27 protein-coding genes, 1 tRNA gene and 1 pseudogene are annotated in these 20,639 nt (G+C 59.2%); 18 read left to right on the top strand and 11 right to left on the bottom strand.

Annotated elements, in window-relative coordinates:
* Nucleotides 1–125 precede the first annotated feature (125 nt).
* Nucleotides 126–767, bottom strand: a complete 642-nt coding sequence (locus AC1RMG_RS18205; protein WP_015635915.1) for a hypothetical protein — start codon at nt 765–767, stop codon at nt 126–128.
* Nucleotides 768–870: 103 nt separating this feature from the next.
* A complete protein-coding gene (locus AC1RMG_RS18200; RefSeq protein WP_493169809.1) occupies nt 871–1,116 on the bottom strand; it encodes a hypothetical protein in 246 nt (81 codons plus the stop codon).
* A 325-nt stretch (nt 1,117–1,441) separates the two neighbouring features.
* Between AC1RMG_RS18200 and AC1RMG_RS18195 the strand changes: the two genes are divergently transcribed.
* The 3 genes from AC1RMG_RS18195 to AC1RMG_RS18185 all read left to right on the top strand — a co-directional run bounded on the left by AC1RMG_RS18195 (nt 1,442) and on the right by AC1RMG_RS18185 (nt 2,719).
* Entirely contained in the window at nt 1,442–1,816 is a 375-nt protein-coding gene (locus tag AC1RMG_RS18195; protein ID WP_152686259.1) for a hypothetical protein, read from the top strand.
* A 69-nt stretch (nt 1,817–1,885) separates the two neighbouring features.
* Nucleotides 1,886–2,119, top strand: coding sequence for a YceK/YidQ family lipoprotein (locus AC1RMG_RS18190; RefSeq protein ID WP_011061717.1), 234 nt, complete (start codon nt 1,886–1,888; stop codon nt 2,117–2,119).
* A 132-nt stretch (nt 2,120–2,251) separates the two neighbouring features.
* On the top strand, nt 2,252–2,719 hold the full coding sequence (locus tag AC1RMG_RS18185) for an anti-virulence regulator CigR family protein (RefSeq protein WP_125063867.1): 468 nt from the start codon (nt 2,252–2,254) through the stop codon (nt 2,717–2,719).
* 64 nt (nt 2,720–2,783) lie between these two features.
* Here AC1RMG_RS18185 and fabF read toward each other — a convergent pair whose 3' ends face one another.
* Nucleotides 2,784–4,052, bottom strand: a complete 1,269-nt coding sequence (gene fabF / locus AC1RMG_RS18180) for a beta-ketoacyl-ACP synthase II (protein ID WP_011061715.1) — start codon at nt 4,050–4,052, stop codon at nt 2,784–2,786.
* Between the two features lie 116 nt (nt 4,053–4,168).
* Between fabF and AC1RMG_RS18175 the strand changes: the two genes are divergently transcribed.
* Nucleotides 4,169–4,654, top strand: coding sequence for a winged helix-turn-helix transcriptional regulator (locus AC1RMG_RS18175; RefSeq protein WP_011061714.1), 486 nt, complete (start codon nt 4,169–4,171; stop codon nt 4,652–4,654).
* 125 nt (nt 4,655–4,779) lie between these two features.
* Here the strand turns inward: AC1RMG_RS18175 and AC1RMG_RS18170 are convergent, their stop codons facing one another.
* From AC1RMG_RS18170 to AC1RMG_RS18160, 3 genes are all read right to left on the bottom strand, one after another.
* The gene (locus AC1RMG_RS18170; protein ID WP_493169806.1) at nt 4,780–5,514 is read right to left on the bottom strand and encodes an HAD family hydrolase; all 735 of its coding nucleotides are present in this window, start codon (nt 5,512–5,514) and stop codon (nt 4,780–4,782) included.
* Between the two features lie 95 nt (nt 5,515–5,609).
* The gene (locus AC1RMG_RS18165; protein ID WP_072450127.1) at nt 5,610–6,146 is read right to left on the bottom strand and encodes an HD domain-containing protein; all 537 of its coding nucleotides are present in this window, start codon (nt 6,144–6,146) and stop codon (nt 5,610–5,612) included.
* 54 nt (nt 6,147–6,200) lie between these two features.
* Nucleotides 6,201–6,842 carry a TetR/AcrR family transcriptional regulator gene (locus tag AC1RMG_RS18160; protein ID WP_493169804.1) on the bottom strand — a complete coding sequence of 214 codons (642 nt, stop codon included), beginning with the start codon at nt 6,840–6,842 and terminating at the stop codon, nt 6,201–6,203.
* A gap of 93 nt (nt 6,843–6,935) precedes the next feature.
* Here AC1RMG_RS18160 and AC1RMG_RS18155 point away from each other — a divergent pair, with 93 nt between their 5' ends.
* On the top strand, nt 6,936–7,544 hold the full coding sequence (locus tag AC1RMG_RS18155) for an NAD(P)H-dependent oxidoreductase (protein ID WP_103408333.1): 609 nt from the start codon (nt 6,936–6,938) through the stop codon (nt 7,542–7,544).
* A 606-nt stretch (nt 7,545–8,150) separates the two neighbouring features.
* Here AC1RMG_RS18155 and AC1RMG_RS18150 read toward each other — a convergent pair.
* Complete coding sequence (locus AC1RMG_RS18150; RefSeq protein ID WP_015635908.1) at nt 8,151–8,639, bottom strand: P-loop nucleotide/nucleoside kinase family protein; 489 nt, start codon at nt 8,637–8,639, stop codon at nt 8,151–8,153.
* A 352-nt stretch (nt 8,640–8,991) separates the two neighbouring features.
* On the opposite strand from AC1RMG_RS18150, the gene AC1RMG_RS18145 reads away from it, so the two are divergent.
* The 3 genes from AC1RMG_RS18145 to AC1RMG_RS18135 all read left to right on the top strand — a co-directional run bounded on the left by AC1RMG_RS18145 (nt 8,992) and on the right by AC1RMG_RS18135 (nt 10,167).
* Entirely contained in the window at nt 8,992–9,255 is a 264-nt protein-coding gene (locus AC1RMG_RS18145) for a DUF1652 domain-containing protein (RefSeq protein ID WP_015635907.1), read from the top strand.
* 268 nt (nt 9,256–9,523) lie between these two features.
* A complete protein-coding gene (locus tag AC1RMG_RS18140; protein WP_015635906.1) occupies nt 9,524–9,724 on the top strand; it encodes a hypothetical protein in 201 nt (66 codons plus the stop codon).
* A 356-nt stretch (nt 9,725–10,080) separates the two neighbouring features.
* Nucleotides 10,081–10,167: transfer RNA gene (locus AC1RMG_RS18135), tRNA-Leu, on the top strand.
* 79 nt (nt 10,168–10,246) lie between these two features.
* On the opposite strand, the pseudogene AC1RMG_RS18130 reads toward AC1RMG_RS18135, so the two are convergent.
* Nucleotides 10,247–10,504 (bottom strand): annotated as a pseudogene (locus AC1RMG_RS18130) (tyrosine-type recombinase/integrase); the annotation flags it as partial.
* Nucleotides 10,505–11,138: 634 nt separating this feature from the next.
* Between AC1RMG_RS18130 and AC1RMG_RS18125 the strand changes: the two are divergent.
* From AC1RMG_RS18125 to AC1RMG_RS18100, 6 genes are all read left to right on the top strand, one after another.
* Nucleotides 11,139–11,771, top strand: a complete 633-nt coding sequence (locus AC1RMG_RS18125; RefSeq protein ID WP_493169800.1) for a hypothetical protein — start codon at nt 11,139–11,141, stop codon at nt 11,769–11,771.
* A 265-nt stretch (nt 11,772–12,036) separates the two neighbouring features.
* Nucleotides 12,037–12,357 carry a hypothetical protein gene (locus AC1RMG_RS18120; RefSeq protein WP_019093051.1) on the top strand — a complete coding sequence of 107 codons (321 nt, stop codon included), beginning with the start codon at nt 12,037–12,039 and terminating at the stop codon, nt 12,355–12,357.
* A gap of 421 nt (nt 12,358–12,778) precedes the next feature.
* The gene (locus AC1RMG_RS18115; protein WP_493169794.1) at nt 12,779–13,594 is read left to right on the top strand and encodes an MrpH family fimbial adhesin; all 816 of its coding nucleotides are present in this window, start codon (nt 12,779–12,781) and stop codon (nt 13,592–13,594) included.
* 561 nt (nt 13,595–14,155) lie between these two features.
* On the top strand, nt 14,156–14,797 hold the full coding sequence (locus AC1RMG_RS18110) for a hypothetical protein (RefSeq protein WP_041752304.1): 642 nt from the start codon (nt 14,156–14,158) through the stop codon (nt 14,795–14,797).
* Between the two features lie 129 nt (nt 14,798–14,926).
* Nucleotides 14,927–15,274, top strand: a complete 348-nt coding sequence (locus AC1RMG_RS18105) for a hypothetical protein (protein ID WP_125063870.1) — start codon at nt 14,927–14,929, stop codon at nt 15,272–15,274.
* 478 nt (nt 15,275–15,752) lie between these two features.
* Nucleotides 15,753–16,136, top strand: a complete 384-nt coding sequence (locus AC1RMG_RS18100; protein WP_125063871.1) for a c-type cytochrome — start codon at nt 15,753–15,755, stop codon at nt 16,134–16,136.
* 71 nt (nt 16,137–16,207) lie between these two features.
* On the opposite strand, the gene AC1RMG_RS18095 is transcribed toward AC1RMG_RS18100, so the two are convergent.
* Nucleotides 16,208–17,155, bottom strand: coding sequence for a hypothetical protein (locus tag AC1RMG_RS18095; RefSeq protein WP_262212032.1), 948 nt, complete (start codon nt 17,153–17,155; stop codon nt 16,208–16,210).
* A 217-nt stretch (nt 17,156–17,372) separates the two neighbouring features.
* Here AC1RMG_RS18095 and AC1RMG_RS18090 point away from each other — a divergent pair, with 217 nt between their 5' ends.
* Nucleotides 17,373–17,972 (top strand): GNAT family N-acetyltransferase, encoded by a 600-nt coding sequence (locus AC1RMG_RS18090; RefSeq protein ID WP_011061704.1) that lies wholly within the window; start codon nt 17,373–17,375, stop codon nt 17,970–17,972.
* A gap of 60 nt (nt 17,973–18,032) precedes the next feature.
* Here the strand turns inward: AC1RMG_RS18090 and AC1RMG_RS18085 are convergent, their stop codons facing one another.
* The gene (locus AC1RMG_RS18085) at nt 18,033–18,707 is read right to left on the bottom strand and encodes a polysaccharide lyase family 7 protein (protein WP_053158956.1); all 675 of its coding nucleotides are present in this window, start codon (nt 18,705–18,707) and stop codon (nt 18,033–18,035) included.
* 269 nt (nt 18,708–18,976) lie between these two features.
* Here AC1RMG_RS18085 and AC1RMG_RS18080 point away from each other — a divergent pair, with 269 nt between their 5' ends.
* The gene (locus AC1RMG_RS18080) at nt 18,977–19,363 is read left to right on the top strand and encodes an MliC family protein (RefSeq protein ID WP_047337039.1); all 387 of its coding nucleotides are present in this window, start codon (nt 18,977–18,979) and stop codon (nt 19,361–19,363) included.
* 193 nt (nt 19,364–19,556) lie between these two features.
* On the opposite strand, the gene AC1RMG_RS18075 is transcribed toward AC1RMG_RS18080, so the two are convergent.
* Complete coding sequence (locus AC1RMG_RS18075) at nt 19,557–19,841, bottom strand: hypothetical protein (protein ID WP_015635899.1); 285 nt, start codon at nt 19,839–19,841, stop codon at nt 19,557–19,559.
* 179 nt (nt 19,842–20,020) lie between these two features.
* On the opposite strand from AC1RMG_RS18075, the gene AC1RMG_RS18070 reads away from it, so the two are divergent.
* Together AC1RMG_RS18070 and AC1RMG_RS18065 are read left to right on the top strand one after the other, a co-directional pair.
* Complete coding sequence (locus tag AC1RMG_RS18070) at nt 20,021–20,179, top strand: hypothetical protein (RefSeq protein ID WP_011061701.1); 159 nt, start codon at nt 20,021–20,023, stop codon at nt 20,177–20,179.
* Nucleotides 20,180–20,302: 123 nt separating this feature from the next.
* Nucleotides 20,303–20,623 (top strand): YbjQ family protein, encoded by a 321-nt coding sequence (locus tag AC1RMG_RS18065; protein WP_011061700.1) that lies wholly within the window; start codon nt 20,303–20,305, stop codon nt 20,621–20,623.
* Nucleotides 20,624–20,639: the final 16 nt, after the last annotated feature.

Genomic DNA, 20,639 nt, shown 5'->3' with positions numbered 1-20,639 from the left:
GGGTGATGTCTGTAACAGGTCGCTCGCTATCGAAAGCGAGTGCTGGCTGACGTACGCGCTCCGGCGCTGAGAGGGGGCGAGCAGCCCCCTCAGCGCACCAGGTTGGCCAGCCAGCCGTGCAGGTCCTACTTCACATCGCCATTGTAGAAAACGTGCTGCACGTCTTCTTTCTTGACGATCAGCTTGTTGCCATCGGCCAGGCTTTCGACCAGCTCCGAGCAGTTGTTGATTTCCATCTTGCCGGTCACCGATTCCGAGGCACTGTCAAAGGTGAAGGCGTAGGTGGTGGCGGGGCAGCTGGCGCCACCTTCTCCGGTGGAGACCACCAGCAGATACTTGCCACCGAAGGCATAGGCTTTCTCGACGGCGACGTATCCTGTGAGGTCCGGGTCTTCAACCACGTAGTCCATCACGTTGACGACACCGGCGCGGGATACATAGTTGATGGCCGAACCGCCCATTTCGCGGGTGCTGGTGGTGAATACGCCACCGATGTCGTCGCCGCTGATGATCAGTGGTACGTAGCTGACCCGGGGCGCTTCTGGGGCCGGTTGGGTGGCGACTGTCGGGGCGGGGCGCTCGCCGAGGGCAGGAGCCGCCTGTGGCGATACACACTTGCCGGTCTCGCAGATCCGATCACCCTTGCAATCGGTGTCCTTGAAGCACTGGGCGGCAGCGCCTGCCTGGCCGGTTGCCACCGGCTCGGGTTTCTTGTCGCATCCAACCAGGGCCAGCGCTGCAAGTGAGAGGGCGTAAACAAGCTTCATGTTGATCTGTCCTTAATCAAGAGGGGGGGCGGCGGGCAATGTAAAGGGTTTGCTCAGGCGTTGCCAGGAAACCTCAGCCCGGCCATCCCCTGTTGGCGGCTTGTCAGCAAAGGCTGTCGGCAGCACTGAGCATGGGGAGGACCGGGAGGCTCATATCGCGGATGGCCGCTTCAAGCTTGTCCTGGTAGATGCTCAGGATGGAGTAATCCAGTTTCTGGGTGATGTTCGCGCCGCTTGCGCAACTTTGCAGCAGTTCTTCCAGTGCGCCGGCAACCAGGTCCGCGGTGACCTGCAAGACGTTCAAGCCGAAGCGGCTATCGACAATGACCAGATTCGTTAAGTCGTACATACAGCCCCTGCGGTCACTGTGATGAAGGGTAATGGCTATGAGCCACTAGCAGTTTAACTAAACCGTCGGTGGGCTGTCACGGGGAGAAAAGGGGTGAGTTGCGCCAGTGAGCGGGTTTTTTGTACGGCGATTTTCCAGCGCTCAGGGGCCGCTCTGTGTACCATTCTGGTCCGCCTGGAAACCAGATTTGATCTGCATGCTGATTTTGAAAAAGGGTGATCACCAGAGCTTGAGGATAGGGCCACGCTGGCCGTCTTCAGAGGTCTCGATAGATGCCCGGGTCTTTGCCCAACTGCTTGAGGTCCAGTCGAGATTGCCTCGCTCCGTGCAACTGCTGGTAACCCGGGGTTACGAACCCAACAGCAGTTGCCTGGGGTTTTTCAGAACCCTGTCGCGCTGGCTGGGCATCCGGCTTTTCTGCCTGTGTTACCCGCGGCGAAAGCAGGAACTGGAGGATATTTTCGGCTCCAATGGCCATGACGTGGACGGCACTCATGTCGACGTGTCCATCGTCCTCGATGGCAAGCGCTTGCGCTTTCTGCCCTTGGGTGTGTTTACCTCGCCGGCCCGCCAGGAACAGCGCAAGGCGCGTTACTCGGCGGTAGTGGAGGAGGTCAAGGCCACCCTGGGGCAGTGCGGTTTTCAGATTCATCGCAACCCTACCGAAAGCCTGCAGATCCATTGCGACTACAAGGCTTGATCTCGATCTCTGAAGCGTTGGTCATGCAGCACCCATGGTGCTTGCCGATGCAAGTAATAAGGACGTTACGTGTTGCGTAGTCTGTTGTGGCTGGTGCTGACCCTGGGGCTGAGCGGGTGCACGGCATTGATGACCCGAACCACTCCCTACACCTGTCCCTATATCGGCGTGCGCATGGACTGGGCCCTGGCAAAGGAAAACAACGGCGTGCTCTGGCCGTTTCTGGCGCTGGATGCGCCGTTTTCCGGGGTGGTGGATACGCTGATGTTTCCCTTTGAATACCAGCACAGTTGCAGCCTTTGACTCTCGAGGTTCAGCTGGGCTGAACGGGCAGGTGAGTGGGCGGGCCGATCCGTGCTCAGGGGCGGGGACGACCCCAGGATAGAAAGGCCGTCTAGAGTTGATTCTGGCAATCGCTGCCTGAGGAGAACCACCATGCACACATCGCGTCCGCTTGTTACCGTTCTTGCCTGCCTGTTCCTGGCTGCGGCTTCCCCCCTGGCTCTGGCCGATCCGGGCGGGGGCAAGGGGCAAGGCCATTCCAAGCAGGACGCCCAGGATGATCGTGGCCAGGGCAACCGGGAGGGCCACGGCAAGGGCAAGAAACCTGCTGCTGACGATTGGAGCCATGGCCCGAGCATCGATCGTGGCAACGTGCTCGGCATCTTGGGTGGGCACCGTGATTACTGGAGCCCGGGACCGGCGTTGCCTCCCGGTATCCAGAAGAACCTGGCCCGTGGCAAGCCCCTTCCACCAGGCATCGCCAAGAAGCTGGACAGCCGGCTGCTCGGGCAACTGCCACGCTATGAGGGGTATGAGTGGCGGCAGGCCGGTACGGACCTGATCCTGGTGGCCATTGCCAGCGGGGTCATCTACGAAGTGCTGAATGACGTGTTGAACTGATGGGGCTGCCGGGGTTTCAGCCAATCGCAACTCAAACCCCGGCAGGGAGCCCTGGCCCGAAGGGCTATTCCCAGCGTTTGAACAGCACGCTGGCATTCACCCCGCCAAAGCCGAAGCCATTGGACAGTGCGTATTGCATGGCCAGTTGGCGAGCCTGCCCCCTGACCAGGTCCAGCCCTGCGGCGGCGCTGTCCGGGTTTTCCAGGTTGAGGGTGGCCGGGGCGATCTGATCGCGCAGGGCGAGGATGGTGAAGATCGCCTCGATTCCTCCGGCCGCACCCAGCAGGTGGCCAGTGGCGGATTTGGTGGCGCTGATGGCCAGTCCACTGTCGGTGCCGAACACCGTTCTGATAGCAGCCAGCTCGCCTTTGTCACCCACGGGGGTGGAGGTGGCGTGGGCATTGAGGTGCTGCACCTGGGATGCCTGGATACCGGCCTGGCGCAGGGCCTGCTGCATGGCGCGACGGGCGCCGTCGCCGTCTTCCGGGCCGGCCGTCATGTGGTAGGCGTCGGCGCTGGTGCCGTAGCCCACCAGCTCGGCGATGGGCCGGGCGCCGCGGGCCAGGGCATGTTCCAGTTCCTCGATGACCAGCAGGCCGGCGCCTTCACCCATGACAAAACCATCCCGAGCCTGGTCGAACGGGCGGGAAGCGCGTTCCGGGGTGTCGTTGAATTCGCTGGACAAGGCGCGGGCTGCGGCGAAGCCGCCCAGGCTGACCCGGTGGATGGCTGCTTCTGCACCGCCACACACTGCGATGTCGATTTCCCCGGCGCGGATCATCCGCGCGGCATCGCCAATCGCCTGGACCCCGGCGGCACAGGCGGTCACCGGCGCGCCCAGGGGGCCCTTGAGACCATGGCGGATCGACACGTGCCCGGCGGCCATGTTGCTCAGGAACGAGGGAATGGTGAACGGCGACAGGCGGCGCGGGCCCTTGCTGTCGGTGGTGCGCACCGCTTCGGCGATGGCCGGGAAGCCGCCCACCCCGGAGGCGATGATGGTGGCCGTGCGTTCCTGGGCTTCTGCGGTATCCGGCTTCCAGCCGGCCTGGGCCAGGGCCTCCTCGGCCGCGGCCAGGGCGAAGAGGATGAAGCGATCCATCTTGCGCTGTTCCTTGGGGGCCAGCAGTTGGTCCGGGTCGAAGCCGGCCTCCGGGTCCTGGAGCGAGTCGGGCACCTGGCCGCCGATGGTGGTCGACAGCTCGCCGATGAGTTCTTCCGGTAACGAGCGGATGCCGGACTGGCCTGCCAGCAGGCGCCGCCATACCTGTTCGACTCCACAACCCAGTGGCGTGATTGCGCCCATGCCGGTGACTACGATGCGTTTGCTCATGCGGATCCTGCTCCTTCAGCGTACGTGATTGGGGAACAACGAAACGTGGACGATACTATCATCATGAAAGTAACATCCGAATCCATAATTACCGAGGTGCAGTGCAGGAGCCAGCCATGCAACGAAAGAGTCTGATTGAAGCCGAGTGTCCGATCGCCCGAGGCCTGGAGCGGGTGGGGGAGTGGTGGAGCATCTTGATCATGCGCGATGCCTTGCATGGCTTGCGGCGCTTCGACGAGTTTGCCCGCAGCCTGGAGATCGCCCCGAACATGCTGACCCGGCGTCTCAATTCCCTGGTGGAGGATGGGTTGCTCGTGCGTGAGGCCTACAGCCAGCGCCCTCTGCGCTATCAATATGTGCCCACGGCCAAGGGCGAGGACTTTCGCGTGGTGCTCATGGCTTTCGTGGCCTGGGGCAATCGTCACTACGCTCCCGAAGGTGAGAGCGTGCAACTTGTCGAGCGGGAAACCGGGCTTGCGGTACAGCCTGTGATGGCGGAGGTCGCCAGCGGCCGGTTGGTGGCATTGCAGGCGTGCACGGTGCAAGCCGGGCCCGCGGCCAGTGCCAGCATGCGCCAGCGCCTGGGGGCTACGGCTGACTGAGCCCTGGCGCCTGGTTCGATGCCGCGGGTGCGGCGGGTTGCTGTGCGACGGCCAGGTTCTGGGGTAGCCAGCAGATTCTGGCTGGTGGCTGCCAGGGCGTTATCGCCCGCAGGCTGGCCGGTGTCTCAGCGTGCTCGCTGCCCGCGCCGCCAGGAAGGGTGAAAGTGCCGCCAGTGGGCGTCCTGGGCTGCAGCCAGCAGCTCACGGTCGCCGCGGGTATCGCCCCAGGCCCGGAGCCGATACTGGTTCAGCGGACCGTAGACGCTTTCCAGGCGCAGGACCTTGTTCTGGCAACGGCAATTGTTGCCGGTGATACGCCCGCTCAGTATGCCGTCGACCACCTCCAGTTCGGTGCCGATCAAGCTGATCCCCAGGCGTGTGGCGAAAGGTTGCAGGACCAGGGCCGGGGAGGCAGAGCACAGGGTTACCAGGGCGCCTGAGCGCAGCTCCTGGGCCACCGCCTGCAGGCCCGCCGGGCGCATCAGTCGGTTCCAGGCCTGCTGGCAGAAAGCTTCTGCCCGCTGCTGGAGCCAGGCGGCCTCGACGCCTGTGAGGAAGGTGCTGATCAGTTGCGTCTTGAGCTGGTCGCGATCGACCCGGCGCACCAGGAACCTCAGGCTGGGCAGGGCCAGGCCGAGTATCCGCCGGTTGAACTGGCGGTGGCCAAAGGCAAACCTGAGAAAGGGTACGAAGCTGTCATGGCGGGTCAGGGTGCCGTCGAAATCGAACACCGAGAGCACCTGGCTGGCATCGGGGTTGATCCCGATGGCGTCCGGGGCAAGCGCCTGGGCTACGGATTGTGGGGCCTGGGATGGCAAGCCCGTGGGGGCGAGGGGGCCGGTTGGCGGGTGGGGCGGCATGGGTGTTCTCATTGATGGCGGCCGTGGATACGCGGCCGGTTTTGCCTGGGATCGCTGCAGTCTACGCGTTCCGAGTGGAGGCTTCTGCTACAGGTCTACAGACGCAGCATGGGAAGGGGGTTCCAGGGACGGGTCAACAGCCGTCTGGCGGACAATTGAACCAGGCGCAGATGAAAGCCGGCATCGGGAAATGCGGCAAACACTCGACGCCGATCCTGGCGCGATAGACCGAAGCTCAGCATGCCCAGGGAGACATCAATCCAGTCGGCGCGGCGGAAGCCTTCCACCAGGCTATCCGGCTGCGCGGCAGTAGGGGTGATCTTGTGGTGCAGTTCAATCATTGGCAGCACCTCGGCTGCCCATTCCAGCCTGCCGATTTCCTCCAGATAGGCTTCGGCCAGGTGTAACGAGGGTGGCAGGTAGTCGAAGGTCCCGGCGGTCCAGATCCCCAGATCATGAAAGGCTCCGGCAATGGAGAGTTTCTGCAACTGCAGGGCATCAGTGCCTGTAAGCAGGTGGCAGAAGTTGATGACCCGGTACACATGGTTGCGATAGCCGGTGAAATCCTTGCCCAGCTCGCCGCGATAGCGTTGCAGCAGTTCGTCCAGCAGTTCCAGTTGGGTCAATAGCATTGCAGCGTCCTTGCGGTACCCCTTCGGGGCGTGTTTTCAAGAGTCGGTTCACAATTAACGGGAAGCGCCGGATGCCGGCGTGCGTTGCCTGGCGCGGGCTCTTTCGATCATGGCCACGATGGTGTCGCAGAGCTCTTCCTGGGCTTGGCCGAAGCTGATCTCTCCCAGTGTGGCGGCATGGGACAGCGCTTCGGCGGCGCCGAGCATGGCCCGCAGGCCCGCGGTGCCTATCACGGCGCCGTTCGCGAAGGGCTCAAGGGCACCTCGACAGGTTTCCAGGAAGGTGGCCTCGTATTCACGCTTGGTCTGTTCCAGCTCTGGCGAGCTGGCCAGGGCGGCGATCACCCCAGGGATTTCGCGGCCCTGGCGTTGCACACAATCCATATAGGACGCGGCAATCACATCGGCGCGAGCCGCCAGCGTGGGGCTGGCGGTCTCCAGCGCCTGCTCCATGAGTGCGGTCTGACGCTGATCGTAGTCCTGGTAGAGGGCCGCCAGGAGTACCGCCCGAGTGTCGAAATGATCGTAGACCACGGGTTTGGTGACACCGGCCTGTTCTGCCAGGTGCCCCAGTGTCAGGGCCTCGGTGCCTTGTTCGCGAACTATCTGCCAGGCCACGCCCATCAACTGCTGCAGGCGCTGTTCCCGTGTCAGGCGACGGCGCGGTGAGGCATCGGTGTTCTGGCGGCTTGACATGCTTATATACCAAAGGTAGGTTATTGTTCGTAATTTACTAAAAGTATATAAACCCTCTGCAATCAGCGCAATGCGCTTGTGGGAGTAGTCGCCATGCACGCACTTCTTGTCTTTGCCCATCACGACCCCAGGTCCCTGACCCACAGCCTTGCCCGGCAGATTGCCGAAGGCCTGGCCGAGTCTGCGGAGCACTCCTTCGAGATTGCCGATCTCTGGAGCGAAGGCTTCGAGCCGCGCTTCGGCGCCGCAGATATTGCGGTACACAGAACCCAGGTCACCCCTCCTGTGGACGTTCTCGCCGAGCAGGCCCGGATCGATCGCGCTGATGCTCTGGTACTGGTCTATCCGGTCTACTGGTGGTCCATGCCAGCGCTGCTCAAGGGGTGGATCGACCGGGTGTTCAGCAATGGCTGGGCGTTTGATTTCCAGGCCGATGCCAGGTTGGTGAAAAAGCTGGGGCGCCTTCGGGTGCATCTGGTGGGGGTGGCTGGGGCTGATGCCGGTACCTATGAGCGTCACCGTTACCTCGAAGCGATGCAGGCTCAGATTGATCACGGGATCTTCGATTACTGCGGGGCCAGTGTGCTGACGTCGCAGTTGCTGTACGAGTCGGAGTCCGGCGCCCAAGCCGCCAATCTGCAAAGGGCCCGGGCTATCGGGCAGGCCTTGTTCAGCGCCCACAGGCTCGCCGAGCCGGTGTAAGGCTTTGCCAGGCATATCCAGAGGGGCAGGGCGGGAAGGGGCGGGCGGTGGTCGCGGTCGGAGGTCGGGCTGGTTCTAGCCCCAGCAGCACCAGGCGAAGGTCGTCAGGCAGAGCAGCAAGGGCAGGGCATCAAGAAATTCATTCATACCGGCACATTCCATTCGGACGGGTGCCGGCAATTTAAGGTGGCTGCTGTTATCTGTCTGTTGCGATTCTGTGAATTTTCAACGCTATTTTGTTGAATGCTTCACGAAGCATTGCAGGTGCATGGCTGGCACCTTTTTTTCGCGGCTCCAACACTGATGGAGGCCTTCCAGAAATCTGTCCTGAAATCCAAAGACTCAAAAAAAGTGTGGATATTTAATGACTTAGGTGATTTTATTTGTGGTTTTTTTCTCAAAATATGTTGTTACAGAATGTACGATTCCGTTACTATAGCCCTGCGTTCACCTACCACGGTTTATGCATTTTTAGCCCCAAGTGTCCATCAGCTACTTGGGCTTTTTTTTGCCTGGAATTTGTCACGGGCCGCTTTTTCCCATGGGCTGGATGCACAGGATTCACGATCGGGCACCTGGCTCACCCGACCGTGACTGCCGATACGCCTAGTGCCGGACGATGTGCAGCCCTTCCTCCTCCTGAGGCGGCACGAAGTAGCGGCTAATCCGTTCGAACTGCTCGTCGCTGGCGGCAAACGGGTGATCGCCCAGACGATTGCGCTCGCGCAGCCTTGCCTTGCACTGGGCTTCATCCACATCCAGTACATGCAATTGATGAGGGGTGCCGGCCTGGTCCGCCAGCGCTCGCAGCCAGGTTCGCTGGGCGACGGTATTGGCGGGAAAGTCCAGGACGACACAGGTTCCAGCGCGCAACATGGCGATCACCAGCGGTTCCAGCACACTTGCCAGGCGCTGGGCGTGGAGCAGGTAGTCGGCGATCGAATGAATCTGCTCCGGATACAGGCCTGCCAGCCACTGGTCTTCAGAGATCAGGACGCTGCCGTGCGCCTCTGCCAGCTGCCTGGCCAGGGTGGACTTGCCCGAGGCGATCTTGCCGCACAGTAAATGCAGTACGGCGGGTGATGAGTGCTTCATGGTTTTCTCCTGGGGTAGTTGCCTCAGAAGAGTGGTGGTCAACCCCGCCTCCGAGGCGGGTTTTTGACAGCCTGGACGGCCGCTAGCCCACCTTGCTGATGAAGGGGGTAATAATCGCTGCGAGGCCAGGCCGGGGGATCGGGTTCATGTTGTGGAAACTACAGAGTCGCCACGAAAAAAAACAGCCCGGCCATGCACAAGCCTTCATCATTTCGAAGCGCTGAGGCATTGCGCAGGCATTCGATAACTGCGGGGTAGTTAACATTTCTCTGTGTTTTTTCTGATACACAAAAGCGTATACAGGCCTATCCTGAACGGGCGAACTTCACCTCCCCCATACAGGCGAGAAGCCATGCTCTCTACCAGCGAGCTTTGCCACATATTGGAGTCCGGCTTTCTCCCGCTGTCCTGCGCCTGCGCCCTGAACCCCAACGGCTCCCTGACCATCAAGATCTACGATGCAGAGTCGGGCCGGGTGGACTTGCTGCTCACCGGTGTCTCCACTGCCGAACTCACCAGCGTGCGCGACATTTCCAATCTGATTGGCGAGCTGCGTACCGAATTGCGGGCAGGGCGCCGAGCCTTTGCCGGGGCCTTCACCCACTACGCCGGCTGAGGGGGCGGGGAGGCGCGTATTGCTGACAGTTGAACATGTCATTGCGAGGGCATAGCGTTACAGCGTTCGCCCAGTATCTATGACTCTTTACCGGTTCATGGATGGCGAGGTCATCTGTACTGGGCGAACTCCACAGGCGCTTGATGTACGTCTTTCTGGTTATAGCTGTTAACCTCCCTCGCCATTTTCACCCAAGGGTGCGCAACTCGGGCGGTGCTCGAGGCTTTCTGCACCTGGCTTGGTCTTTACCCATTCAAGGAAGGTCTTCATGAACATCGGCAATACGCCTCCCGCCAACTACAGCTACGCCCAACTCTCGAAAGTACTGGAACACAACCGCTCGGTTGCTCAAGTCAAAGGTCCCGAGGCGCCTGTGGAGCAGGAGTTCGCGGCGCATCTGGAGGCCGAGCAGGCGGTCGCCAAGGACGACGCGCTCAAGCTCTCCTTGAGTTTTTCCGCGCAAGCTTGAGGGCTGCCCGGGGAGGAAGCTCTTGCTGGACATTGCTGGCAGGAGCTTCGTCCGAGGCTGTCACTTCAGGATAAGTCTTTAAAAATCAGTTGGTTGGCTTATGGCGCCATGTTAGTCTTGCCGCCGCTGAGGGAATTGGCGAGAGGCCGTGCGGCCCCTGGTTGAACCTCGGGATGACGCTGTAGATCTCTGATTTACCGTGTTTTTTTACCCTCGACAGCGAGTCGGGAACCGGGCTTTTTTGCCGGCTTCGACCTTGCTTCACAAGGACTGGATGTATATATTCCACTCCCTGCTTCAAACACTGGACGGCCTGATGCCGATTGAATGTTCCAGTGCCGCGTTATCGCGCTACCGCCCGAATGGCGAAACTGGTAGACGCATGGGACTTAAAATCCCCCGCTCGTAAGGGCGTGCCGGTTCGATTCCGGCTTCGGGCACCATCTATTTCAAGGGCTTGCACGGTTTTTTGAGTGAGCCTTACTCTGAATCAATTCGCAACTTCAAATACTGCTCCGCAATTTACTTTGTGGGTGAGACCTTCTTGCCCTTGCGGGTGCGGATGTACTGCTCGGTCATTACTACGGTGGTATGCCCAAGTTGATCTTTGGCCTGCATGATATCGCTGCTCGATTCCGCCTTGTCTGTGCCAGCCTTGGCGCGCAAAACGCGCATCTTGAAGTAGGCTTTTTCAACTCCAATGGCCTTTCTGGCCATATCAAACCTCCTGCGTAACATCGCCTCCGTCATCGGGGTGTCATCTTCTGCCACGATCAGCTTCGGCACGCACTTGGTCGTGCCGCCGGGCGTATGCGCAGTTGTGGCTTATGGTGATCTTCCATGCAGGCGCTGCCTTTTGTGGTGGCGGCAAAATAATTGGTCGTTTAGAAGGGTGAAGGTGTTCTGGTACGTTCGCTTCCAAAGCGGGAGGGCTAAATGAGCTGGAAGCGTTTTAAGGTGGCGATCCTGTATGTCGGTGCTGTCCTCATGCTCGTGCAGGCCGGGCGACATTTGGCCGATGGTCCTACAAAGCTCGATAACGTGGGGCCCGCAATCATTGCCTTGGGGATCGCCTACTACTTGATCAGGCGAGCAAGAGCGTGTGCCGGATAGCATGGCGGCAACTTGATCTTGATTGATAGATCACGCTGTCACTAGTTGTCGAGTAGGCGGGTAAATCAACTCAGCGCTCGGATACTTGGCATGCTCTTGCGGCAGAGAAGGGCTTGCGCCCCTTCAGCATCGATGAATCCGCTATGTGCGTCTATTTGTTGGCGCCCTGATCGCCAGGTATTTGCCGGTGGTTCTTTGGGGGAAGTTCGCAAGTAGAGGTGGTGAAAAAAGCCTGGTAACTCTAGGCCGAACTATCTGGCAGTAGTGGTACCGTCTACGCTACATCTCTGGAGCCTGCTAGATGAATGGTCAAAGTCCACCTCACCGCATCGCAACGCCTCTAGTTGCGTCAAGCGCTGAAAACCCTGCCGTTCACCCACCTGTTTGGCATCGCGGCCCGGACTTGCTGACCCTTGGAAGCACGGGTGCGGCCATTTTGGGTTTCTGCTTTGTGGTGCTTGGGTTGTTGCCGGGCTTGGTGCTGACGCTACTGCTCCTTCTCGGGTTCGAAGCGATCCCAGCTGAACCGAGCAGCGATGGGTCTAGCCTCACAACGTCGTTGTTCATCCAGCTCCTGTGTGGGTCTGTTGTGCTCATGGGGCTGGTCTTCGCGTGGATTTTTTCTGCATCTAGAGTGCTGGCCTTCACGTTCGACGAAAACCAGCAACTGCTTACTCTCATGGTCACCCGTCGCGCTCGCAAGCCCGCCGAAGTGCAAGTGCCATTTAGCGACATCATTTGTATCTGCCCTTACGTGCTCGCCAGTTATGACCGCGATGGCCTTTTTAGTGTCGTGTGCCAGGGGCCGAGGGGCAAGGAGTTCGTATATCGATTGGCCGAGGGCACTTCTCTGGAGGAGATGGAGTTTCATGCTGCGTGGTTGCGGGGAATGATAGGGGACCGAATGCAGGAACCATTGAATCTGGATAAATGAACGAAGCACGTCTCTCCAGCCACTATCGAGGTGAGGCGGCTCTGCGCTCGACTGGCCGGGGTGTTTCAAACGGATTCTCGAACGGCCTGCACCGGCCGGGACGAGCGCCAATTGGCATGCTTCATAGGGTGCTGATCGCATCCGGGGCTGGACTGTTCAAACTGCTCCACAGGTCGCCAAATTCTGCAATTCGATCGGGCCGGGATCGTGACGGGGTTGCTGAATTTAGGTAACTTGGCATTTTCCATTCATGGACGACGGATTCATGCCAATCACCAAGCGTATTGCAAAAATCTCCCTGAGCATCTCCCTGCTGGGCCTCGTAGGCGCTAGCCCATTCTCCCTGGCGGACGACACCACTCCGGTGAGCGAGTTGTTGCGTAGCGGCTATGAAGTCAAGGCGGCCTACCAGGCGCCAGCACGAGTCGGCCTGGTGCACTTTCTGATCTTGCAAAAAGGTTCGTCGGCGTTCCAGTGCGTGACCTATGGCGCCGAAATAAAGCCACGTTTCCATGACTACTCCAACACCTACTCTTGTGCTCAAATTCAGGACCTGATTCCCACCCAGCCTAACCTCCGGCAATAATCCCCAAGCGTGTTCGTGGCTCCATTGCCCCCCAGCCCTACGGCTAGGACTGGGGAGCTCCAGGCTGCACAGGCTCGGGTAGTTCCCAGTCATCGCGTAGTAATTGGTCCTCTGCTACTTCGTCCCTGGAGCATGATCTATGTGAGCTGACCATGGTCACCAGCTAGCCTTGGCAATTGCCCGGAACTGCTTGAGGAAGCCTGCGTCTGCCCACTCCCGGCGGCTGCCTGAATCCTTGGCTTCGCCCATTCAGCAGGTAGGGCTGCAAGCTCTACACAAGTCAGTTTAGATAGAAGGCATGCAGGAGACCATCCATATGCTTTCGGAACGGTCCTACAAAAAGAAGCGGTAGATTCTTAGATCTAAAACCAGGGGGGATTTATATTCTTTCGGCTCATTTACTGGGTCGGGATTTAATACCTTGAAATTTTATAGGTTCTATAGAGTTGCAAGTATTTTTTTGCTTTTTCTAATGGTTGATACTGCTTTTGCTATTTCGATAGTTTCAACGAAGAGCGTGTATGAGCCAGCTGGTACTAGATACTATTTTACAGTTTCAAATTGGGGGCCGAATGAATATATTTGTAATACGGTGAGTATGAGTAAATGTACTGTGATAATAGTTGGTGCGCCTGCCCCTGGAGAATATTCTTCCTGGATAGATACGCCTTATCGCTATGAAATTAAGACTTCCTCGTCACCAGGATATGTTCTTCATCAATTGCAGGAGAAAGGTTTTTCGATGCCGCTGCATGGGTCCTTTGTTGTTCCAAGGTGGACTTATGTTCCGAGTACGTTCTGTATTTCCTTGGCTTATTCCGAGGTGAGCAGTACTATCGGCGGAGTATATGCTTTGTATGGGCCTTGTGTCCGAGTTGTCAAGCCAGCGCTTAAGTGTGATGTGGGTGGAAATAAAACAATTGTTCATGACAATGTCAGTGATCGTGCAATAGATGGTAACGAGGCAGTTACTAACCTGCAGTTGTCATGTACCGGTGCGTCTAGCGTAATCATATATGCGAGCCGGGAAAGTGATTCCCGCGTTAATCTTAGAGCGGATGGCAGCTTGTACTCCAAACTCACGATTGAAGGCAAACCAGCGGCGCAGGGTGCTTCAATCAAAGTGCAGGAGGGCATATCTACGCCGGTTTTGGTCAAATCAACGCTGTTCAGCAAAGGAGCTGTTGAACCTGGTGAGTTCTCCGGATCTATCGTGCTGAGAATATCTCCACCTTAGTCGGGCCTATTGGCTCTCGAACTTCTGTCTGCCCTCTCGCTGATTTTGTGAATGCTCTGGAGTGGGAAGGCCGCAGTATTTCGCTCGGCATTGGAGCTGCCATTTTTGCTGCCTGCGTTGTCATGGTAAGGGCAGCTTTCTCTCGATAATCGCTGGCTGTATCACTTGCAGTGAGCTGCCGATTCCCCAATGTCGGTAGTCAGGCGGGTTTCAAGACCGCCTAACTGAAGTGCCCTCGACAAGATCGGGACCTTTGCGTTTTCAGCTCCGTCACATCCATTGCCCGAGGCCGCGTGTGCGATGGGCAGGCCGTTCTTCCTGGTACGGGTCTGGACCCTTCCGGGCAGGAGAGATAGAGCACAGGGCAGATAATACTGGTTGCATATACAGTTTTTTGTTGAGAGAATTTCCCCACTCCGCGGGTGCATAGGAGGTGAATATCAGCTTGATGCTGATTTGCATGCATCCGTGTGAAGGCCTCGAGCCTGGAGCCATCGCCTTTGAGCGACATGAGAGCGGAGTCTTCCGCGACAAATCATTCGACTCAATAGGTCAATCCAAATGAAAAAAACTATCAGTGTTTCCCTGCTCGGTCTCTTGGCGTGTTTTGGTGCCAGCATGAGCGCCTTTGCTGACACAGCCATGTCCTGGAATTTGGCAAGGGATGTAATCCTGGCGAAGGAGAGCGCGCCACCAGGCTCACCTTGGTCGTTTATGCAGAACTTCTCCGGCGTGAACAAGGCTGAAAATTACATCCTATTGCCATACTTCAAAGCCGATTCGTGTAACAACCTCCCAGCTACTTGCTGGATGGACCAAGTTTCTGGGGCGCATGTTTCGGTTCACATGAAACCTTACACCTACACGGCAAACGGCAGCTTTACCATTGCGGCTGGCAACGTGGCCTTTCACCCAGGCCAGAATAGCCAGACGGTTATTCGCTGGACCAGTCCGGTGGTCGGCGAGATCAACATTCTCGGGCGAGTTAACAGCGTTCATGACAGTTGCGGTGATGGCGTGGCTTGGTCTTTGAATCAGGGCGACACGGTTCTTCAGTCGGGTAGCTTGGTCAGAGGCAGCGGCGCGGTCTTCTCGGTCAGCAAAGTGCCTGTCACCCAATCCTCTGCCATTTACTTGGTCCTCGACAAGAAGGCCAACTACGTCTGCGACACCAGCACCATCGACATGTTGATTACCAAGTAAAGGTTACGCTTGGTTGTATCGGGCTTTAGTGGCCTGCTTATTGAAAGCCAAGAGCTTCTAACTTATCGCCTTTGAGCGACATGAAAGCGGAAGCCTCCGCACAAATCATTAAGCTCAATAGGTGAAACTATGTCAGTAGTTAAAGTCGGCAAATTTTTTCGCAACGTAACCATGAATCCGGCGCGTGTTGTGAAAATTGTAGACCCCGCAGAAAACACTCATGGACTGATTATTCAGACTGGTTTGATTAGCCCCTCCAACGGCGCGTTGGGGCTCTACTCGGGCACCTCGGCACCGACCGGTATCGGTGATGAATCCAAGCCCATCATCTTTGCGGGGAACGGCAATACAGCTGCGGGTTCCGGCTCTGAGCTGTTGATGCCTAACCCACTCTTTGTCTCTGCGGGACAAGGCCTGTGGGTCGCTGCAAACGTCCCGGCTGCGGCCGTCGCTCTGACCTGGGATTTGCTTGATTGATCCTGATGCTGTGAAAGCGAGCCCTGCGATTGTGCAGGGCTTTTTCGTTTCCTCTCCCCGCCACGCTCCTTGCTTTAAGCGGGGTTACTGGTAGGCCACTTTTAAGTTGAGCCTTGGGAGGCGAAGGGCCTGGCGCTCACCCAGCCCCGCCCGTAGAGGCGGGGCGGGTGCGATGGAGCAAGGCGTTGCGGCCAAGTGCAGATGCAGTGTGAACAGGCTGAAGGTGAGCCTTGCAAGCAAGGACGGGGCAAAGGAGAATGGCCAGCTTTCAATGTTTGTAACTAGAAATAACAAAATAAATCAATAAGTTACTTTCTGGTTTTTGAGGCGGCATGGAATGCGGAACTGCGTTTGAGCTGAAGTTCACCTCTGGCAAACACACGCCTGTTGCTGACCAACACTCTCGGTTCAGATGTGACCCAGAGCGTTGCTGCGCCGCCTCCGGGATCTGATTTCTACAACAAGGCCAGATGCAAAAATGAACATAAAAGCATTGCTCATCGCTTCGCTGGGGGGGCTCTCGCTGATTCAAGCAACGCTTTCCTTTGCGGACAACACCAATGGCAAGAGTCTCTATGTGCAACGATGTGCCATGTGTCACGGCGCCGATATCAAGGGAACTGGGCCGTTGGCCAATAAGAGCAATCCTCCTACACCTGATCTGACGACCCCTGCTTTCAAAAAACGACTCAAAGAGTATCCGGGTGTGATTGTGTCGTCGGTAATACTGCGTCCCAATGGAGACTTGATTCCCAGAACTTTGCGGGAGAACGGTGTGAAGGTGCCCCCGCATGCTTGGAGCGTTAAGGATTTTCGCGATTTGAATCAATACATGAGTGACGTGATTTCAAAGACTCGATGAGTCTTGCATATGCGCAGGCACAGCGTTCCAAGAGCCACTTGCTCCGAGACGGTGGCCAATCAATCTTCGCTTCAGCCTTGAGGCTCATCGCTGCCCGGGTCGGGCTGCACCAGGTGCTGCCAGGGAAATACCTGCCGGGCGAAATTCTTCACGTAACCGCCAGTGGTGGCCTGGATCACCATGATCGGCAGTTTGGGTCTCTGGCGCTGCAGGGCTTCGAATTGTTCCAGGCTCAGGCAGGTATTGCGCAAGCGCAGCGCCCGCAATGGGTCGCACGCGTGGCTGGCAAACAATCTTTCATAGCTGGTAAAAGACGTGATGGCGTGCTCCTCGCGGTCTTTTGCCCAGCTTTGCTGAAGTGCGCTGGATTCGCTGAAATCCAGGCTGCTCAACCGCGGCAGGTTGCTGGAGCCTGCGAGGTTGTCGATAAAACCCTGGGTGTCGAAATGGGCGCCGATACGCAGTTGCGCAAGGTGTGGCAGGTCGACCTGGAAGAAGTCCGCGTTGGGGGCATTGGGCAGGGTCAGTTCGCTAAGGTACGGGGTCTTTGCTACCCAGCGGGCGATTTCACCGGCCTCTTCCATGATGGTGCCGGCCTTCTGGATCAACGAAACGTTATGGTCCTGAGGTTCGGTGGGGCGAATCGCCAATGACCTGAGGCGGGGAAATTGCACCGCACTGTCCAGCAAGGGGCTGAACTCCCACTCGCGGGTACCGTTCGCGCCTTCATCGGCACCGGAAAACAGCAGCGAGCTGAGGATGTCCGCCACGCTCTGCTCTGCCAGGCATTCCAGGGTCCAGGCAAAGGGCTCGTCCCATAGCTCGCCGTAGTACTCCAGATGCAGGCCGTCACGCATCGGCGCCAGGGCCAGGTAGTTGTAGTCGCTGGCCCACAATGGGCCGGCCGGGTCTTCGCCGGTGTCGTCGTGCTCGGCGGCCTGCTCCCGAGTGAACTCATGGATGCGTTGCTGCAGGGCCAGCAGCCGCTGGTAGCCAGGGGAAGACAAGGGATTGGGCATGGGATGGATTCCGCGGGTAACGCAGGCGCGGGCCTGCTGGATAAACGCTGGGCGTGGTGAGGGCCGATCATAACAAAGCGGCGAGGGCGGCCCGCTGTGAAGCGAGCGCTGGGCGGTACACATTTTTCCAACAAATAAACTCTGTCCTCAGGGCCAGGCCGGACGCTAGGATCCGTCGCCGACCTGCCGGCCTAGCGTCTTCCAGGGGCTCCACAGCATGCAATCAAGGCTACTGCCGTCATCAGCAACCGGGCTCGCGCCCAGGGAAATCACCCTGGATGACGCAGCGCTGTTGCAGCGTTTCTTTGTCGAGAACCCGGAGTATTTCCATATCGTCCACGGTGCAGCGCCGCAGCCGGACGAGGCGCGCGACGAGATCGATGATGCACTGCCAGCGGGCTGGTCCTACACCCACAAGTGGAAAATCGGTTACTTCGACAGTGAAGGGCGCCTGCTGGCGTTCGTCAGCATTGTCACCGACCTGTTGGCACAAGGGGTCTGGCACATAGGCCTGTTCATGCTGGCTACCCCCTGTCACGGCAGCTCCCTTGCCCGGCAGTTGCACGCTGAGCTGGAGGCCTGGGCTGCGGGCGAGGGCGCACGCTGGCTGCGCTTGAGCGTGGTCCAGGACAATGCCCGGGCACAGGGTTTCTGGAATGCCTGCGGTTATGCCCAGGTGCGTACCCGTGACGGGATCGAGCTGGGGCGCTTGCAGCACCAGGTGCGGATCATGATCAAGCCCCTGGCCGGGGATGCGCTGGCCGACTACCTGGCCCTGATGCCCCGTGATCGCAGCGAGGAGCAGGTACCTTCCTGACAAGGTGCCAGGAGCACCCGGACGGCGTGACTACCGCAAGGCAACCCCCCCAGCCAGGTGCTAGGCGTGGCTGAGCGACAGCTGGCTGATGATGCAGGCCGAGCCATCCTCCGCCGGAGTGCTGGGGGTGAAATCGATCTGGTTGTAGATCCCGCCATGAAAGTCGAATACCTGGCCATCCCAGGTCGAGTCCAGGGCGTGCGGGGGAGAGCTGGCTTGCTGACCATTGCAACTGGCGCCGATGGTGATCAGCCCAGCGTAGGTGCAGTGGATGCTGAGCTGGAACAGCGCGTCGAGCGGGACGCCGCCGAGCAGCGGTAGCGGCCTGGGGTCGGCGCCGTTGAAGCTCTGGCGCAGGGCATAGGTCAGGGTGCCCTTGTCCCAGAACACCTTGACGGCCGGATTCACGTCATCGCGTACATGCATTTGCGCAACCACCACTTTCTGCGCCGAGTTGACCTTGGTCAGGGTCATCTGCTGGCGGTTCCAATGATCGGCGGCGCTGCTCAGGGCCCAGTAGCGGGATTCCTTCCACTCGCAGCGGGTTCGATGGGTGCTTTTGCTCGCCGCGCCCCGGGTCGGCGCGCACAGTTGTATCGAGCCATCTGCCAGGCGCGAGATCACGCTCGGGCATTGGGCCAGGGCGAGGTTGCCGTTGAGCTCCAGTGCCAGAGGGTTGCTGGCCGAGGTGGGCAGTGGGGTGGCGATGTCGAGTGTGCTGATGTCTACCGGCATGTGGAGGTTTCCTTGTCGGGGCGGTCGGTGGGCCAGCGTCCAGGGCGATGCTCGCGGCTGCGGGACCGCGGCATCAGCGGGAGCTGTTTCCCGGAGCGCCCCCGGAGCCGCTAGACCGCGGTGCCGATGTGACTGTCGACCCCGTTCCTCACCGACCCGCAGTTCTATCTCGAGCTTTGTCGCACCATGGTCCGAGGGGCTTGATCAGCCTGAACTAAAAACGCCCCTGCCAGTCCCATTGGGCATCTTTGAACGACTGGGGGAACACCATGAAAATTCATCCTGCAATGCTCTGCGCCGCAGTTCTGGCTTCAAGCCAGGCGCTCTTGGCACAGGCTGCCCAGACCACTACCGCCGAGCCGGCCTACCAGAGCCAGGTAGCGCGCTACCAGTGTGAAGGGCAGGTGCGCATCGACGCCGCCTACCTGAACATCGACAACGGCTCCTCGTTTGCCACGCTGTATTACAAGGACCAGTTGATCCCCATGCACATCGCGCGTTCCGCTTCCGGCGCCCTGTACGTGGCGGACGACGAGCAGAACAGCTTCCGCTGGCACACCAAGGGCAAGATGGGGGTGCTCTCGTTCCTGGAGGCGGACCACACCGCCACGGAGCAAACCCTGCTCAAGGACTGCAAGGAACTCGAGCAGGACTGAAAAACCGCCAACGCACTTTCCCGCGGGCAAAAAAAAGCCCGCGGGGAGTGCGGGCGAACGTAGTTGCTTGAATGAGCGAGGCGACTATACACAGCGCTTTTTCGCCGCTGGGTGAAAGAAGTTTCATCTTGCGCCTCAGGGGGCCGGCCTTGCCCAGTCCCGTACTCGGCCGGCACGCTGGCGTGCTTCGGTTTCAGACGAAGGGCTGGCCGTGAAAGCCCCGTGGCAGACGCTGCAGGCCCGGCAGGGCGGTCAGGCGTTCGGTCCAGGCGTTACGCCAGAGTTGGCCGCCATGGCTGGCCTTGGCCTTGCGTGCAGCCCGACGAGCGGCATTGCGCTGGTTGCGTCGGGCCTCCTTGTAGACCTCAGTGTTTCGGCAACTGCGGCATTTGACCCGGTTCAGTTCGCCGGTGGAGGCCAGTTGGGTGCCGTGATGACCGCAGGCCAGGTGCCCGGCGACCTTGAAGTGAGTAACCATCGCGTTTCTCCTTCGGAGTGAGTATGGAGCACGCGTCGTGTGTTCGATGCGTCTCCATACTTTTACGACCGCAGGGCACAGGCGACGTTCGTTGTTTTGTCGGCAAACCCCGAGCCACCGGCAGATCTGTTCTAACCTGCTAAGGCGAGTGAAAAATCCCTTCAGGAAGAGAGGTGGGCATGGCAACGCAACAGCAACGCCCTTACGAGCAGGAACGCAGCGATGAGACGGCACCCTACGAGGTTGAACACAAGGAGCCGCCTCCGCAGACCTGGAAGCATCCGGATGATGGCAAAAGCCTGTCGGAACTGGATGAAGAACGTCCCTTGAAACCGTGACCCACAGCCCCGCTCCAGAGCGGGGCTGTCGTTTGTGGCAAAGCCTTGGGCGGGCTCTGTTACCATCCCCGGTTTTGCCGCCCCGAAGTGCCGGGGCGAGTGGTCCGTTCAAGGGAGAAACACATGATTGTCACCACCACCGCCCATATCGAAGGCCGGGAAATTGCCAGCTACCTGGACATCGTCAGCGCCGAATCGGTCCACGGCATCAACGTGGTCCGTGACCTGTTCGCCGGCATGCGCGACTTTTTCGGCGGCCGCTCCCAGACCCTGGAGCGCGCCCTGAAGGAAGCGCGGATACAGGCCACCAATGAAATCAAGGAGCGCGCCCGGCAATGCAACGCCGATGCGGTGGTCGGCGTGGATTTCGAGATCAGCATGCCGGCAGGGCGCGGTGGCATGGTAGTGGTCTTCGCCACCGGCACCGCCGTCAGGCTCAAGTAGCGTTCAACGCCTCCGG

The sequence above is a fragment of the Pseudomonas sp. GW822-FHT04H02 genome (assembly GCF_058800645.1).
Note: the sequence above shows the minus strand (reverse complement) of the source record. Positions and strands in the feature narration are given on the sequence as shown.